Source organism: Vreelandella sp. H-I2, from assembly GCF_052959335.1.
The window spans coordinates 463,479-480,341 of the sequence record NZ_JBRAMC010000003.1; the positions used below are offsets into that span (position 1 = coordinate 463,479).

Consider the following 16,863-nt stretch of genomic DNA (forward strand, 5'->3'; position numbering starts at 1 on the left):
TGATGCGCTGATGTCGTGTTCAGCGGCGTCTTCAGCATTTTGAATCCCGGTCGGCCCTTTGAGGTCGGCATTATCCACAATGACAGGGTGGCCTATTAATATGGCGGTGTAGTCGGTGATTACATCCTATTATGAAACGAAACCAAGCTGCCCAATACTGGCAGTAGATTCGCAGTCACTTCTTTAGAGGAAATTTTCGATTTTAAATTCGACTTTACAGTAGTAAACCCTAATCAATATTATCTAGGAAATTCCTCTTTTCCCCTCCTCAATGCCTGCCATAATACCTTGATCTATAAAATAATTATTTGTAAATGAGACAACCACATAGAGGAGAGAGATAATGATTACGCCCCTGTTTAATAAATTGAGCTACTACATGACTCTCTCTCAAGATGAAAAGCAGTTACTGGAAACAGCAGGTAACCGAAGTATTCTGGTGGAGAAAGGTGACGTTATTATCGATGAAGGCGAGCGGCCTGAACACGTCTATCTCATAGAAAAGGGGTGGGCGTGTCGCTATAAACTTCTGGAAAATGGTGATAACCACATTATGGCCTTCCTGATTCCAGGCGACTTATGTGATGTCCATATCACGATCCTCGAAAAAATGGATCACTCGATACGTGCGCTTACGCCGGTGACAATGCGCAAGTTTCCAGCGGATGAGATACGCAATATCATGGAAAATCATCCTCGTCTGGCGCGAGCGCTTTTCTGGTCAACACTGGTGGATGAAGCCGTTTTACGAGAATGGCTGGTTAATATGGGCACCCGGCCGGCCGAGGCGCGCTTGGCACATGTGTTTTGCGAGATGCTGATACGGTCGCGTATTGCTGGTTGTGCTGAAGATGATGAGATAGAGTTTCCGCTGACCCAGGCGGAACTCAGTGAATCGATGGGGCTAACGCAGGTACATATCAACCGCGTTCTTCAAAAGCTGCGACACGAAGGCCTAGTGAAGCTGGAAAAAAAGCGCTTGACGATACTTGACTGGGATCGGTTAAAGCAATTTTCTCAGTTTGACCCGGCCTACCTGCACTGTCAGAACGTACCTGGATAGCTTGCCTGGGAGCATACAATCACGAAGGCTCAACCGCTTCCCGATAGGCCCTTATATGCATGATCAATGCCCGTAATTTCGGGGGTTGATTACGTCGACTGGGAAAATAGAGATAAAAACCGGGAAAAGACGGCAAGAACGGTTGTAACAACGACACGAGCTTCCCGCTTTTTAGCCAGGGAAGAAATGTCTCCTCCATACCAATGGTAATGCCTCCCCCTGCGAGGGCTGTCCGTATCATGAGCAACATATCGTTGGTCGTGATTTGTGGATTGACACCGACATCGAACTCTCGCCCATTCTCCGAAAATTCCCAGCGATAAGGTACAACGGCGGGTGCAGGCCGCCAGCCGATACATAGATGGTCCAGCAGATCATTAGGCTCCAAGGGCGTCCCATGCCGCTGCAGATAACGTGGAGAGGCTACCACTGCTTGACGTTGTGGCCCGGTAAGCGGCACCGCCACCATATCCTGCTCAATCACTTCGCCCAAGCGCACGCCTGCATCAAACCCAGCAGCAACGATGTCGAATTCCTCGTCGGTCACCGTCACGTCCAACGTGATACTGGGGTAAGCCTCGGCAAAGGCGACGATCAGCGGGCCTGAAAGAAAGCGTTCGGCGATCGATGTAACCGCTACTCTTAATAGCCCACGGGGCGGACCATCATCCACGACGTCTTCCAATGCAGAGGCGATAGTCGTAAATGGTTCCGTTATCTGCGCCCTTAAACGACTACCGGCTTCGGTTAGGCTAACGCTGCGCGTGGAACGGTGGACCAGCGCGATGCCAAGATCATCTTCAAGCCGCCGCATGCTCTGGCTGACAGCCGAGCGGGTAACGCCTAGCTGGTCGGCAGCGGCGCGAAAGTTACCGGCCTGTGCGACCGCTAGAAATACGTTTAAGAGATTAAAATCAGCATTCATTGGTAAGCAATACTAACCAATTTGGTTAGCCCTGGGTAGCTTCTCTTAATAAAGAGGTGGCGCTAAAGTTCTTCCATGCGTTCGGCCCCGAGCGCCTGACAGGAGAAACGGATTAGCAGAAGCAAGTTCTGTCGCGTAACAGCCCTCTTCCCAGGAGAATGACATGAGCAACATTAAAGGCAAAGTAATCCTTATTACCGGCGCCAGCAGCGGCATCGGTGAAGCAACGGCCCGCCTTCTTGCCGATCAAGGCGCCAGCGTCGTCCTCGGTGCACGACGCATCGATAGGCTTGAAAAACTGGTTGCAGATATCAACGCTACTGGTGGCAAGGCAATCGCACGTGCGGTTGATGTGACTCGTCGCGAGGACTTGCAGGTATTTGCCGATTACGCGCTAGAAAAGTTCGGCCGCATCGATGTCATCGTTAATAACGCTGGCGTAATGCCGCTATCACCGGTCGCGGCTCTCAAGGTCGATGAGTGGGATCGTATGATTGATGTCAATATTCGGGGCGTGCTGCACGGAATCGCCGCAGTGCTGCCCACCATGCAGCACCAAGGTAGCGGGCACGTGATCAGTATTTCTTCAATCGGCGGCCTATATGTCGTCCCTACCGGTGCCGTCTACTGCGCAACCAAGTATGCCGTACGCGCGATTTCGGACGGACTGCGCCAGGAACACAGCGATATTCGTGTGACCTGTGTTTACCCCGGCGTGGTCGAATCTGAACTAGCTAACACGATTACCGATGCGTCAGCAGCAGAAGCCATGCGACATTTCCGCCAAATTGCACTCAAGCCCCAGGCGATCGCCAACGCTATCGCTCATGCCGTCGGGCAGCCAGCGGACGTCGATACCACCGACATTGTTGTGCGCCCTGTCGCCAGTGCGGCGTAATGCGAAGAGGACACGACTAACACCGAGGTAGTGCGTTATGTCGGGCGGGCTTAGCGCCCTAAGCCCGCCCGACCCGTTACACGTAATCGAATTCGAAATGCAGCGTATCCAAGCAGGCTTGATATCGCTGTCGCAACTCCTCGTGAGTATCTGCACCCAGGTAAATGGTACCAATGTGGTAAGAGAAGCTGTCCTGGTTAGCCAAGTCACTCAGCCGCATGCCCGGCTCAATATCCAGCCTGACCAAGGTTCCCGGAAATCGCTCTCTCAGTTCAGCCAACTCCTGCTGGCTAGGGATGCGCTTAACAATGGCATCTTCTCGCTTTTGAGGAATAAGGCATTTAGCGGCCACAGGGAACTGACCTTGCCGATTGGCCATCGAGGGTCGCTCACCTAGGGCAATATCGATAGCCACCTCATGATTGGACATGCCATCGACCATTATGAACATTTCGCTGTGCGATTGTGAGATACGTGTATTGAACTCAACCAACCACAGCTGATCGCTTTCCTCGTCCCACATAAACTCGGCGTTGAAGCAGCCATTATCAAAACCGATATGCTCTAGAAAGCGCTTACTCGCATCAATCATACGTCGCTGAACCCGCTCCGGCATGCTAGAAGGATATTCCAACCGGTCAAACAGCATCGCACCTTCATCCACGGGTTGATCGAACACCCCATGAACATTGAACTCACCTTTATACATGGTGCCCTCAGGCGCACCCTGCATACCCGAAATAATTTGTTCGGCAATACAGGTATTGCCGTTGGCTTCTCTTATCTCTGCAGGCAAGTCGACGTACTCTAGCGCTTCGTTGAAGGGTTCGCCGAAATGACGAATCGCCTCACGCGTCTCTTTTATAGCGGCGTGAAACTGCTCGTCATTCTCAATCTTAAAGCCAAGCTGAGAAGAAAACGCCTTGACCGGCTTGAGCCAGAACGGATAATCAAGGGTCACTTGTGCTAAAGGGTCCGAAGCGAAAGGATCAATAGAGCAAAAATCAGGCACAAGCTCGGGAATCACTTTCTTTTGTTCTAGTCGGCTCCAGTATTTATGCTCACACTTCAGCACGCTCTCCAGAGGCGGCGCCGGAAGGTTATTCTCCTTGCATAGAATCGGAACCATGACACTGGTCGGGAAATCCCAATGAGCAATGATGGCATCGACGGAGCCGACAGAATCGACCGTTTTCTTTAGTTCCTGACGCGCTTTATTCAAAAGGTCGTTGAATGAAAAGGATTCAGCCTCGACCAATGTTTCAACATCCAACAGACTGTGAAAAGAAAAATCTTCAGCATTACGAACGGTTTCAAGTTCAGTACGCTGCTGTTCTTCCAATGCGGGGATAAAAATATTCCGTTTCATTCTACTGCCTCCATGCGTTCTCCAAGCGCCTAGCTGCGCTCACTTGCTTCCTTGTTTACATTTCTACTTACCATTTGCGGTGAATGCTAGAGCCATAGAGGATAATTTGATTAAAGTTAAAAAAATGATATGTCATCATGTATATGACGTCTTTAGCAAAATAGTTATTAAAGCTTGAATCGCCCCAGGGCTCCTAGGCTCCCCCTTGTCGGGCTACATTCGCATTCCAAATGACCGCTAGCGCCACAACTCCGCGCCTCTGGCGCTAGCAGGCCTCGCGATGATGGGCCATAGTTAATTAAAAGAATTTTTATTAAACGTTTAACTATACTCGTACATACCGATTGAATATTAAGAAGGTTCGAGACACTGCGTACAGGATTCATCCAGGGTAATACAGATATTAAGCACAGTGTGAACTTGCCATTTGAATCGTAGTTAAGGAGTTAGTATGGACGCTATCTGGAAGATAGGCTGCAATCAAGCAGATCATTATCCAACCTTAAATCGTCATATTGACGCAGACGTTGCCATCATTGGGGCAGGTATTACCGGGCTTACCACCGCGGAGCGGTTAGCCGACACCGGACTGCGTGTGGTTGTGATCGAAGCGCTCACCGTCGGTAATGGTTGCACAGGCGGATCGACGGGTAACCTTTATAGCATCATGGCCACAGGATTAGCGCCCCTACGTAAGAAATGGGGCGACGATATGGTTCGAAAAGTAGTCACATCACGTGCCCAGGCAATCGACTACATAGAAGAGGCCGTGGAGCGCTTCGGTATTGATTGTCAGTTTCATCGTCGCCCCTTATATCGAATCGCAACAACCCAAGACAAGAAAACCATCAAGACACTCGATGCCGAACATGAAGCAATGGTCGTCGCAGGACTAAAGGTAGATACCATTGAGGACTCTCCCCTGCCTTTCTCAATGGAGCAAGGATTAAAAATAGAAGGACAAGCTCAGTTTAACCCCTTGAGTTATGTTCATGGGCTCGCTAAGGCGATTAGCCAACGGGGTGTTGAAATTTATGAACATAGTCCGGTACGAAACATAGACTACTATCAAGGGCTTATCGAGACGGATACAGCGCACGTTAGTGCAAAGCATATTGTTCATGCGACGCATACGCCTAAGGGAATTAGCCTACTGCAGACGATGTTACTGCCCTCCCGCGAATACGGTGTAAGCGCTAAAATCAACAGCGATGCATACCCTAACGGCATATTTTTCGTGCACGATCCTTTTCACTCGATACGCAGCTACCAGCATGAAAATGAACAATACATAATGGTAATCGGTGAACAGCATAAGACAGGAGAAGGTGATTCAAACAACGCCCATTTTGACAATCTGCGTGAATATATGGGCAGCCATTTTGAGGTGACAGACTACTGTCATCAATGGTCCAACCAACAGTACAGCCCTGCTGATAGCTTGCCCTATATAGGGAAATTTCATGGCCAAGACCATTCCTATCTCGCTACCGGGTTTTCCGGCGATGGTTTAGTGTGGGGAACACTCGCGGGGCACATCATTAGCGATCTTATCGTCGGGCGGGAAAATCCCTGGCATGAACCCTTCGATGCGCGACGTTTCACCCCGGCTAAATCGGCCACGAAATGGGTTGAAGAAAATGCCTCCGTTAGCAAGAGCTTCTTCAAGGATTATCTCGGCACTGAAAAACTGAAGGGAATTGAAGAGATTGGGCTAGGTCAAGGTAAGGTGGTGACAGCTGAGGGTGAAAAGCTTGCTATCCACCGCGACGAAACCGGTCAGCTTTCCATCCTCTCTGCCGTCTGTCCGCATATGAAGTGTCTGGTGCATTGGAACGGGGCTGAAGCGAGCTGGGATTGTCCCTGTCATGGAAGTCGCTTTGATTTAGAAGGCGAAGTGATTGAAGGGCCTTCTTTTCATCCTTTGGCAAAACGCGGTCAGCCCTCTTAAGAAGACCACTTGAGGCTCACGTTAGTTTGCACATGCTGCCTTCTTATAAGGAGAAAGGTTGGTAAAAGTTTGCGCGTGAATAGCTTACACATTAGCTATTAAACTGTATAAGTTTTGTTTATCCTTTTACCCTTAAATGTTGATTAAGCTAGCAACTTTTAGTCAATTGAATAGCTCGCCATATGCTAGTTAATAAACATTAAAAAAACTTTCTCCACCTTGTGTAGACCATCATTCAACCCTATGTTGAATGCACCAGCGCAGGATTGCTGAGTTCACTGGGTCAGCCAGTGAAGGATAAGGAATGAGTACACTAGGCAACTTCGCCAAGGTATACATTTCTTTGATAATTTACTGAAAGGAGAACGTAATGGCTGATAAAATGTCACGCAGTGAAGCGGGTAAAAAAGGCGGTGATACCACTGCTAAAACCCACGATAAAGAATTCTACGAAGATATTGGTCATAAAGGCGGTCAGAACAGCAGCGGCAACTTCGCCAATGACCCGGAGAGAGCAGCTGAAGCCGGTCATAAAGGTGGCCAAAACAGCAGCGGTAACTTCGCCAATGACCCTGACAAAGCCTCAGAAGCTGGCCAGAAAGGAGGCCACAACAGCGGCGGCAACTTCGCCAATGATCCAGAAAAAGCATCCGAGGCTGGAAAAAAAGGCGGACAGAATAGCCATAGTGGCGGCCGCTAAGTCTTGAAAGTTCTTCCCAAGGTGGGAAAGAACAAAGCAAGGAAGTTTAAACGCTACTAGTGATTTCCCCTGTCGCTAGTAGCGTTTCATTTGCACCCTCAAAACTATTTTAAAATTTGTTATAAACCACTTATGCTTTCAAGATTTAAGCAACTTTAAACGTTTCCCTGGCTAAGCTCACTAATCTCTTTAACACACCGCTAGCCTATATAACTGATCTACTAGAGGCTCGGTTCAGCCTCGTCATCATCGTTTGATGTTCGGACAAGGAGAGTCCAGCCATGCTGGGGTTAGATACCGTCGACTTGGCCCGCCTTCAGTTTGCTACCACCGTGATGTACCACATCATTTTTCTGGCGCTGAGTATCGGTTTAGCCAGCTATCTGGCCTTTCTTGAAGGGATGTGGCTAAAGACGGGTAATCGCATCTACTTGGGTATCTACCATTATTGGCTGCCTCATTTCGCCGTGAATTACGCTGCGGGCGTAGTGTCCGGGGTCATTATGGCCTTCGAGTTCGGCACCAACTGGAGTGTGTTCTCATCAAAAGCAGGCGGCATAAGTGGCGTACTGTTGACCTATGAAGTAGTGACGGCTTTTTTTCTGGAGGCTGGGTTCTTTGGCATCATGATGTTTGGTGAAGGGCGTGTTAGTCGAAAGGTTCACTACTTCGCCACTTGCATGGTCGCGCTTGGCGCCTATATATCGACATTCTGGATACTCGCCTCGAACAGCTGGATGCAAACTCCGGCAGGTTATGCCTTCGAGAATGGCCGAATCATTCCCGAAGACTGGTGGGAAGTCATCTTTAATCCCTCCCAGCCCTTTCGTTTTGTGCATATGTCGTTGGCTGCCCTTATCGCGACGGCCTTTGTGGTAGCTGGCGTTGCCGCTTGGCATTTGTATCGTAATCACCAAGATGCGGTCGCCAGAAGAATGTTCTCAATGGCACTGTGGATGCTGACCTTCGTCGTCCCGTTGCAGATCCTTGCGGGAGATGTGCATGGCCTGAATACCCTTGAACATCAGCCCGCCAAGGTGGCGGCCATGGAAGCCTATTGGAAAATTGAACCTGAGCGTGAAGGCATGCCCATGGTAGTGATTGCCTGGCCTGATCCTGCACAAGAGGAAAATCGTTTTAGCTTGGAAATCCCCCGTCTAAGCAGCCTCTACCTGACCCACTCGTTAACAGGCAAGATCCAGGGATTGGAGCAATGGCCGGAAGACGAGCGCCCCTACGTGCCGCTGATTTTTTACGCCTTTCGACTGATGGTCTATCTAGGATTCGCCATGCTCGGTCTTGTCGCGTTGTCGCTATGGATGCGAAAACGTAAACAGCTCTATGAGTCGCGCTGGTTTTTAATCCTCATGATGCTGGCGACGCCGATCGGTATGGTGGCCATCGAAGCCGGATGGGTTACCACTGAAGCCGGAAGGCAGCCCTGGATTATTTATGGCTTATTGCGCACGGCCGATGGCGTTTCACCATTTAGCGTAGCCACCTTGGTCACCAGCCTGGTAGGACTATGGGGAATCTATACCCTGATTTTCTTTATAGGTGCCTATTTTTTCGTCAAATTGGTGCGCCCCACACCCGAAAGTATATTGTCAGATAAAGAAGATTATGACGAAGCTCGTGAGCAAAATCTCCCTAGGCACCCGTTCAGCCGACGCTCTCATCGCAACCCATGAGTTTGCCTGTAGGGATGCAACCTCGCACGAGCCAATGAAATAGGAAGCCTCTATGGATAATGAACTCTTCCCCATCATCTGGTTCGGGTTAATCGGTTTTGCGCTGATTATTTATGTCATTCTAGATGGCTATAGCCTGGGTATAGGCATCCTGTTTCCCTTTATCAAAGGCGCTGAACAACGCGGTGTTATGCTGACGACCGCTTCGCCATTTTGGGATGGCAACCAGACCTGGCTCGTTCTCAGCGTCGCAGGCCTTTACGGCACGTTCCCCTTGGTCTATTCCTCATTACTGCCTGCCATTTACTTGCCTTTGATTTTAATGTTGATGTGTCTTTTCTTTCGCGGCATGACGTTTGAATTTCGCTCCAAAGCAAGTTCGCTTAAAAGTTTTGATATCGGCTTCTGCATTGTGACGACTGCCGTCGCCTTTCTTCAAGGCATGATTGTGGGTAGCGTGATTGCCGGACTGGGCACCGATGACGGCAACTTCGCCGAGAATGTATTGAGTGCCTTCTCGTGGTTTGGATTATGCACTGGCATCGCCCTGGTAATCGGCTACGCGCTGCTGGGGGCTGCCTGGCTGGTTATCAAAACCGAGGGCCAGCTGCAAAAAAAGTTTTACCGACTGATCCGACCACTGATGATTCTTTTTTTCCTTGCCATGCTAGCCGTGGTAGCCATCACTCCCTTGGTTAATCAACTGATTGCCGAGCGCTGGGCTAAGTGGCCCAACTTGCTGTGGCTAGGGATAACCGCGGTAATAATGATGATCTTGGCCATAATAACTATTCGCAGCGCCACCCGCCGCCACGAGAAACGTATTTTCATACAAATTGGGGTCATGTTCGTGCTGGGCCTGGTCGGTTTGGTTGCTAGTCTTTACCCCGTGATGTTGCCACCGGATATCACGCTCTGGGATGCGGCATCAAGCCGCTCTAGCCAGCAATTCCTATTAGTGGGTTACGCCACCTTGCTACCTATTACCCTCGGTTACACCGCCTACAGCTATTGGTTGTTCCGTGGCAAGGTACGCGAGAGCGAAGAATGACACAGGATAAACTGGCGTTGCGGCGATGGTTGGCAAGCCAAGCCCGGCATGGTGGTTGCTGGTCCTATATTACCGTCGTATCAGGCAGCGCCTCCACGCTACTGCTCTTCGTGCAGGCTTGGACGATTGCCAGCATTACGCAGCGCATGGTGATTGATAAGACGGCATTCACCGATTTGACTGTTCCCCTGTTGATTCTACCGTTGGCCTTTTGTGGTCGTGGTGCACTGGCTTGGGTGAAGACCGAAGCCGCCACTCGCGGTTCTGTGCAAGTTCGTCAGGCCATCCGCAGCCAACTGTTCCATCGCATAGGCGAACTCGGCCCGCTATGGGCACGCCGACAACACAGTGCAACCCTGGGTAATCGGGTGTGGGATCAGGTTGATTCACTTCACGGCTATTATGCTGACTACCGCCCTCAGCGAGTGCTTTGCCTAATCACACCCTTGCTCATTCTGATCGCCGTGTTCCCATTGAACTGGGCGGCGGGTCTGATCCTGCTGGTCACTGCGCCCTTTATACCGCTCAACATGGCCATGGTCGGCATTGGTGCCAAGCAGCGGCATCAGGCACAGTTTCAGGAAATGACCCGCATGAGCCGACATTTTCTGGAGGCGTTGCGTGGCCTGCCGACGCTAAAGCTGTTTGGGGTAAGCCGTGCCCAAGCCGAGGTCGTGTATGAAGTTTCAGAAAATTTTCGAGCACGCTCCATGCGTGTATTACGGCTGGCATTCCTATCCTCTACTCTGCTGGAGTTTTTTAGCTCGCTCTCGATTGCGCTACTGGCCATTTATATTGGCTTTATTTACCTAGGCCACTTCCAGTTCGGCGTTTGGGGACGTGAACTAACGCTATTCGCGGGTATGTTTATCCTGATACTTGCCCCTGACTTTTATCAACCCCTGCGTGATCTTGGAACGCATTACCATGCCAAAGCCGAAGCGGAGGCTGCAGCGGAAGAGTTGATGCCCCTACTCACCCCGCCGGTGCCTGACGCAACGCATAACCACGATTGGCGAGTGCCCGAGCGATTGGGAGTTACCCTTGAGAATGTCACCTGCCGCTACGCCGATCAGCACTCTCCTGCCCTCGACAAGGTCAGCCTCACCATTCGCCCAGGTGAGACGTTAGCCGTCATCGGCCCGAGCGGCGCAGGCAAATCGACCTTGCTCAATCTACTGATGGGCTTTTTGCCGCCTGCGTCAGGGTCCCTGACAACGCACGCCGGAATAGAGGTCGATTCACTGGCGCCAGCAGCATGGCAACGTGCCATTGGCTGGCTGGGACAACGACCTACGATTCTCACCGGCACCCTGGCCGATAACCTGCGGTTGGCCGACGCTGATGCTGACAATGAGTCCCTTCGCCAAGCACTTCGCGAGGTAGATCTGATCGACTGGGTTGACTCATTGCCCCAAGGGTTGGAAACATTACTGGGTGACGGAGGCCAGCCGGTAGCGGGCGGTCAGGCGAGGCGTATTGCCCTGGCTCGCGTTTTTTTGCGCCGCTCGCCGCTGCTGTTGCTTGATGAACCCACCGCCAGCCTGGACCGTGCTAGCGAAGCACACGTCATCGATGCGCTTGCCAAGCTCAAGCAGGCCCGCACCCTGGTGATATTGACGCACCGTCTCGACCTCTTGGCGTTAGCCGACCGCATTCTGGTGCTCGAACACGGCCAGGTTCGTGCCATGGGTACCCTCGATGAGCTGCACGCAACCCACCCGGCGTTATTCAACGCCTCTTTCCGGTTCTCGGAGGGTAAGGTTTTAAACAGGGCTGAGGACACAGCAGAGGATAAGTATGTCTGATCATACGAAGCAGACACCTTCTGCCAGCCTACTTTGGCCCTACCTTAAAGAGATGCTGCCGTTCTCCCTCTGGCTGAGCTTTGGCATGTTGTTTAGTCTGGTTACCTTGCTTTCCAGCATCGGCATGATCGCGCTATCGGGTTGGTTCTTAAGCGCCTCTGCGCTGGCCGGACTCTCGGCCACCTCGGCGGCAACGTTTAATTATTTTCTACCTTCGGCGGGCATTCGTCTGTTTGTGCTCACTCGCACGGCCGGTCGTTACGGTGAACGTGTCGCCTCCCATGAAGGAACGTTACGCCTTTTATCGCAGCTTCGCAGACAAGTCTACGACGCCATCGAGCCGCTATCGCCTACTGCTCTGCAACGCTACGGTAGTGGCGAGCTGTTGAGCCGACTGACAGCCGATATCGATGCCCTGGATAGCCTTTATTTGCGGGTCGTGGCGCCGTCGATCGTCGCCCTGCTCGCCATTATCGGCTGTGGAATTATCATTGGCGTATTCTCTCCCGGTATCGGCTTGTTTGCCGCCTTAGCCCTACTCTTTTCAGGCACCCTCGGCCCTTGGCTTGCCTGGCGTTTGAGCCATTACCCTACGTCGCAATGGCAAGCTCTCAATAGCCGCCTGCGCGCGCAGTTAATCGAAAGGCTGGATGCTCTGCCTGAACTTTTGCTTTACGGCCGTTGGCAGGCCGAAACCACGACACTCACCAAAGCGCAGCGCCAGCGCGATGCTGCCGAATGCCATACAGCAAGGGTGTGGGGGTTATCGCAGTGGTTGTCCCAAACGTTACTGGGCCTGACCCTGGCTATCACGCTGGCGCTGGCCGCTTGGCTAATCAGTCTCGGATCACTCGATTCGACCCTGATTGCCCTGATGGGCCTGACGGTGCTTGCTGGCTTCGAGGCCATCTCACTACTGCCCCAGGCCTGGCAAACGCTAGGCAGGGTGCTTCACGCGGCTAGCCGACTTGAGGCAGTCCGTACTCATGTACCGTCAGTGGTTTATCCTCTTAAAGATCATGCTCAACCCCGCGATGCCAGCCTCAATATTGAGAATCTTCACGTTGGCTTTACCGATGGTAGTCAGGCGCTAACTGGCGTTTCGCTAACTATCAACGCAGGCGAACACCTCGCCCTAGTGGGGCCTTCCGGAAGTGGCAAGACCACGCTACTCAATGCGCTGGTACGCTTCGTCGAGCCACAAAGAGGCGGCTTGTCGTTGGGCCAAGTCGCGCTACACAACCTAAGCGAGCAAACCCTACGGGAAGCAATCACTGTCGCACCGCAGGACATTCACTTGTTCGTGGCGAGCTACCGCGAGAATCTACAACTGGCCAATCCAGAAGCTAGCGATGACGAAATGATCGAGCTACTAGAGGCATTAGGCCTGAGGCATTGGCTAAGCGAGCAACCCGCCGGGCTCGATAGTTACCCGGATGAAGGCGGCAGCTCGCTGTCAGGCGGGCAACTTCGCCGCTTTGGGGTTGCCCGCGCCCTGCTATCTTCAGCGCCGATCGTGCTGCTTGATGAACCCACCGAAGGACTTGATGAAACCACGGCGCTCCAAGTGTTGGACGAGATAAGGCAACGCTGCCAGGGGCGGACACTGTTACTGGTGACTCATCGTCCTATAGGCCTTGTTCGACTGGACCGGATTGCCGTTCTCGACAATGGACATCTCCATGAAATGGGGACGCCACAGGCGCTATTGGACAAGCCAGACAGTTATTTTTCCGCACTCAACCGGCGGATTGCGCTGTAATACTCAGCATTTGCCTGCATCGTCAGCCTGCACCACAGAAGCAAATAAGACATGACGGTACGGCTAGCAAGCAGTTTTTTACTAGCCGTTTTGTCCTAGCTGTTTTCTTTCGACCAATCATGGCCCACTGGTGGGTTTTCCCGTGTAATCCGACACGGGTTTATCAACGGGTGTATCAAGGCGTTCAGCGAAGGCTTTAAGCCCGTCAACAATAGGCAGGATAGCGTGCCAGAGCTGGTCATCATGAAGCATCTTATAAGCCCCGGTCACCCCTGGCGCATCGTGTCCTTCCTTGTCTCCGTCTTTCCCTGGTTGATGCTGACTGATCGTTTCCATTGCATCGCGCAGGGCAAAGGTAACTCGGTAGAAGTCGCTGGGCTCGATACGAGACAACATCATCCCTAGGATTGAAATGTTCTGAATAGCATTGAGTGTACCCGGCTTACCAAGCCCATTGACCAGCACCTGGGCAACCTCAGTATTGGCGCCGACCAAGTCGTTGGCAAAGCGCAGCACGCCGTGCTCATGCAAAGTCTGCAGCAGCCGCTCCAGCTCTTCGTGCGCATCCGGCCCGATGTTAGGCGGCGTGACGGTATGTGATATTCGTTCTGCCATTACATTTTCCTCGGGTTGGATAGCTGAGCAGGCGGTAACTCGTAATCGCTTCTGTCCCACTTAACCTCGACCTCAACACCTTTTTTAGGAGTGCGATGGCCAAACCGGAAGTTATTGCTCCTCAATGGCGGCGCGCCTTTTTCTCGAGGTAATACTTCGAGATTGACTGCCGTTTCCTTATAGGCGGGCGTATCAACATCGGGGTCGTGGTGCTCGCCGGTAAGCCCGTTAACCCCAGGTTTGCCCTGATGTATCGGCAGGAACAACGTGTGCCCGCTAACACGATCGGTGACCAACGCTCGGACTTCGATACTGTCACGACGCGATGTGAGCTTCACCCAGGTACCGTCTTCAATGCCATATTCGTCGGCCAGCTCCGGGCTAACTTCGACAAACCAGCCGGGTGCTTCGTACCAAACACGTGGTCCGCGTCCGGTCTGATTCGTCGCCTGGAAGTGTTCGAGCATTCGCCCGTTATCCATCGAGAAGGGATATTCTTCATCCGGAGCTTCTGCTGGCTCCTTCCACTCCAGCGGATACAGATTGGCTTTGCCGTCCTCGTTGGGGAAACCCTCGGTATAGAGAAGAGGGGTATCAGTGCCATCCGCGTTGACCGGCCACTGGAGAGATTTCCAACCGGCGAGGCGTTCGTAAGTCACACCGGCAAACATAGGTGAAATGCTCGCGCACTCTTCCATAATCTGCGAGGGATGCGTGTAGCCCCAATCGTGCCCCATACGTGCCGCTAAGTCGGTAAGAATTCGCCAGTCTGGCCGACAATCGCCAAGCGGCGGTAGTACTTCGTAAAAACGCTGGATACGCCGTTCGGTATTGACGAAGGTGCCCTCCTTCTCGACGCTGGGCGCCCCCGGAAGCACCACATCGGCGAATTCGGCGGTGCGGCTCAAGAAGATATCCTGCACAACTAGAAAATCCAGGTCAGTAAACGCCGAGTGCACATTGTGCGAGTCGGCGTCGGAGAAGGCGGTTTCCTCGCCGATCACATACATGGCCTTGAGTTTATTCTCAGAAGCAGCCTGAACCATTAAGAAGTTACCTTCACCGACCTTGTCGGAGAGTTGCTCCTTAGGAACGCCCCACCCCTTCGCCCAGCGTTCGCGCGCCGAATCGTCTGAGACCTTCTCATAACCTGGATACATATTACGTAAACAGCCAAAATCACTGGCCCCCTGCACATTGTTATGCCCACGCATCGGGTATCCGCCTGTGCCTGGCTTGCCATAATTACCCGTCACTACCAATAGGTTGGAAAGCGCCGTGCTGGTATCCGAGCCATGGCTATGCTGCGTAATCCCCATTGCCCACAGCAGGCAAACACTGCTCGCCTTACCAATCATCTCAGCCGCATCAACCAACTCTTGCTTGGAGACGCCGGTTTTTTGCTCGGCAAACTCCAGCGTAAACGGCTCCAGCGAGGCACGGTATTCATCGACATTGTTGACCCACTTATCGAGAAATCCCTGGTCCGCATAGCCGTGGTCGAACATATAACGCGACAATGCCGACGCCAATATCAGATCGGTACTGGCGTTAGTGCGCAAGAACAGATCAGCACGCTCAGCCATTTCATGTTTGCGCGGATCAATGACGATGACTTTTTGCCCGTGCAGTTTCTGTGCTGCTTTAATACGCGAAGCAATCACCGGATGGTTCTCGGCGGTATTGCTACCCACGATAACCACCACCTCAGCTTTCTCGATATCTTCGATGGACCCCGCATCACCACCGTAACCAACGGTGCGGAACAGGCCTTTGGTGGCCGGGTTTTGGCAGTAACGCGAGGAGTTATCGACACTGTTGGTACCGATGATCAAGCGGGCAATTTTTTGCGTCAGGTAGGCTTCTTCATTACTCGCCTTGCTCGAACCAATGAATCCCAAACTATCGGCACCGTACTTATCACGTGTTTCCAGCAAACGCCGAGCCACCAGATCGAGCGCTTCGTCCCAGCTGGCTTCACGGAAACGCCCGTTGTCACGTATAAGCGGCATGGTCAGCCGTTTCTCGCTATTAACGAAATCCCAGGCGAACTTACCCTTGATACACGTCGAGATCCCATTGGCCGGCGCGTCAACCACAGGCTGCACCTTCAAGATATGCCGATCCCGGGTCCACATCTCGAAGGAACAACCCACGCCGCAGTAGGTGCATACTGTTTTGGTGCGCTTGATTTCGGGCTGGCGCCAATGCATATCCATTTTGGACAGACCGGTAACAGCCGTCGCGCCTGTGGTGGTCTCGACAGTTTTGATAATGTCGATCATTGGCCGCTTTAGCGACTGCGGCATTGAGGTGAAAGGCCCCGCATCGGGCTGCATGGTTTGCTCCATCAGCGCGTTACAAGGACAAACAGTGACACAATGGCCGCACTGCACACAGCTAGACTCGTCGATCTTTTTGCCGCCGTCCCACAGCACACGCGGGTTTTCCATCGAATAGTCAATGCTTAGCGTTTCGTTAACTTCGACGTTCTGGCAGGCTTCTACACAGCGTCCACATAGAATGCATTGGTCGGGGTCGTACGTATAAAACGGACTTGAGGTATCTTTTTCGTAGGGCTTGCGCTGGAACTCGTAGCGCTGGATGGGAATATCCATCTCTGCCATGGTGTTATGTAAAGTGCAGTCACCGGTATTGTTTTCACACACGGTGCAATAGAGCTCGTGCTTGCTGAGTAGGCGATCCATGCCCTCATGGCGTGCAGCCACAGCAAATTCGTTCTGGCTGGTAATCGTCAATCCTTCTTGGGCTTTCAGCGTACAACCACGCTTTAACTCACCCTCTACTTCCACCCAACAAGAATCGCAGGTCTCTAGCGGACCCAGCGAGGGGTGATAACAAACATGTGGCAAATCGATATTATTAAGTTCAAGAAAGTCGATCAGCGGCATGCCCGCCCTGCCCGACAACTGTTTCCCATCATAGACAATGGTGCAGTCGTTCTCCTTGACCATAAGACGCCCTCTATCCCTGTTGGAATCGTGATTCTACTAACCGTAGTAAACGCCT

General features: G+C 52.2%; 12 protein-coding genes. 8 read left to right on the plus strand and 4 right to left on the minus strand.

The window, feature by feature from the left end; translation table 11 throughout:
* Positions 1 to 343 precede the first annotated feature (343 nt).
* Positions 344 to 1,063: a Crp/Fnr family transcriptional regulator gene (locus ACUVOF_RS10150; protein ID WP_447044236.1), complete on the plus strand. Its 720-nt coding sequence runs from the start codon at positions 344 to 346 to the stop codon at positions 1,061 to 1,063.
* Between the two features lie 19 nt (positions 1,064 to 1,082).
* Here the strand turns inward: ACUVOF_RS10150 and ACUVOF_RS10155 are convergent, their stop codons facing one another.
* Positions 1,083 to 1,988, minus strand: coding sequence for a LysR family transcriptional regulator (locus ACUVOF_RS10155; protein WP_447044237.1), 906 nt, complete (start codon positions 1,986 to 1,988; stop codon positions 1,083 to 1,085).
* Between the two features lie 163 nt (positions 1,989 to 2,151).
* Between ACUVOF_RS10155 and ACUVOF_RS10160 the strand changes: the two genes are divergently transcribed.
* Entirely contained in the window at positions 2,152 to 2,886 is a 735-nt protein-coding gene (locus ACUVOF_RS10160) for an SDR family oxidoreductase (protein ID WP_447044238.1), read from the plus strand.
* A 76-nt stretch (positions 2,887 to 2,962) separates the two neighbouring features.
* On the opposite strand, the gene ACUVOF_RS10165 is transcribed toward ACUVOF_RS10160, so the two are convergent.
* Positions 2,963 to 4,255 carry an ATP-grasp domain-containing protein gene (locus ACUVOF_RS10165; RefSeq protein WP_447044239.1) on the minus strand — a complete coding sequence of 431 codons (1,293 nt, stop codon included), beginning with the start codon at positions 4,253 to 4,255 and terminating at the stop codon, positions 2,963 to 2,965.
* A 451-nt stretch (positions 4,256 to 4,706) separates the two neighbouring features.
* On the opposite strand from ACUVOF_RS10165, the gene ACUVOF_RS10170 reads away from it, so the two are divergent.
* The 6 genes from ACUVOF_RS10170 to cydC all read left to right on the plus strand — a co-directional run bounded on the left by ACUVOF_RS10170 (position 4,707) and on the right by cydC (position 13,218).
* Complete coding sequence (locus ACUVOF_RS10170; protein WP_447044240.1) at positions 4,707 to 6,206, plus strand: FAD-dependent oxidoreductase; 1,500 nt, start codon at positions 4,707 to 4,709, stop codon at positions 6,204 to 6,206.
* A 370-nt stretch (positions 6,207 to 6,576) separates the two neighbouring features.
* Positions 6,577 to 6,906 (plus strand): general stress protein, encoded by a 330-nt coding sequence (locus ACUVOF_RS10175; protein WP_447044241.1) that lies wholly within the window; start codon positions 6,577 to 6,579, stop codon positions 6,904 to 6,906.
* 281 nt (positions 6,907 to 7,187) lie between these two features.
* Positions 7,188 to 8,597: a cytochrome ubiquinol oxidase subunit I gene (locus ACUVOF_RS10180; protein ID WP_447044242.1), complete on the plus strand. Its 1,410-nt coding sequence runs from the start codon at positions 7,188 to 7,190 to the stop codon at positions 8,595 to 8,597.
* A gap of 52 nt (positions 8,598 to 8,649) precedes the next feature.
* Entirely contained in the window at positions 8,650 to 9,648 is a 999-nt protein-coding gene (locus ACUVOF_RS10185) for a cytochrome d ubiquinol oxidase subunit II (protein WP_447044243.1), read from the plus strand.
* The gene (cydD, locus tag ACUVOF_RS10190) at positions 9,645 to 11,456 is read left to right on the plus strand and encodes a thiol reductant ABC exporter subunit CydD (protein WP_447044244.1); all 1,812 of its coding nucleotides are present in this window, start codon (positions 9,645 to 9,647) and stop codon (positions 11,454 to 11,456) included. The genes ACUVOF_RS10185 and cydD overlap by 4 nt, the downstream gene beginning before the upstream one ends.
* Positions 11,449 to 13,218, plus strand: a complete 1,770-nt coding sequence (gene cydC, locus ACUVOF_RS10195) for a thiol reductant ABC exporter subunit CydC (protein WP_447044245.1) — start codon at positions 11,449 to 11,451, stop codon at positions 13,216 to 13,218. The genes cydD and cydC overlap by 8 nt, the downstream gene beginning before the upstream one ends.
* A gap of 117 nt (positions 13,219 to 13,335) precedes the next feature.
* On the opposite strand, the gene ACUVOF_RS10200 is transcribed toward cydC, so the two are convergent.
* Positions 13,336 to 13,833: a DUF1641 domain-containing protein gene (locus ACUVOF_RS10200; RefSeq protein WP_113267812.1), complete on the minus strand. Its 498-nt coding sequence runs from the start codon at positions 13,831 to 13,833 to the stop codon at positions 13,336 to 13,338.
* The gene (gene fdhF, locus ACUVOF_RS10205) at positions 13,833 to 16,808 is read right to left on the minus strand and encodes a formate dehydrogenase subunit alpha (RefSeq protein ID WP_447044246.1); all 2,976 of its coding nucleotides are present in this window, start codon (positions 16,806 to 16,808) and stop codon (positions 13,833 to 13,835) included. Before fdhF ends, ACUVOF_RS10200 begins: the two co-directional genes overlap by 1 nt.
* Positions 16,809 to 16,863 lie beyond the last annotated feature (55 nt).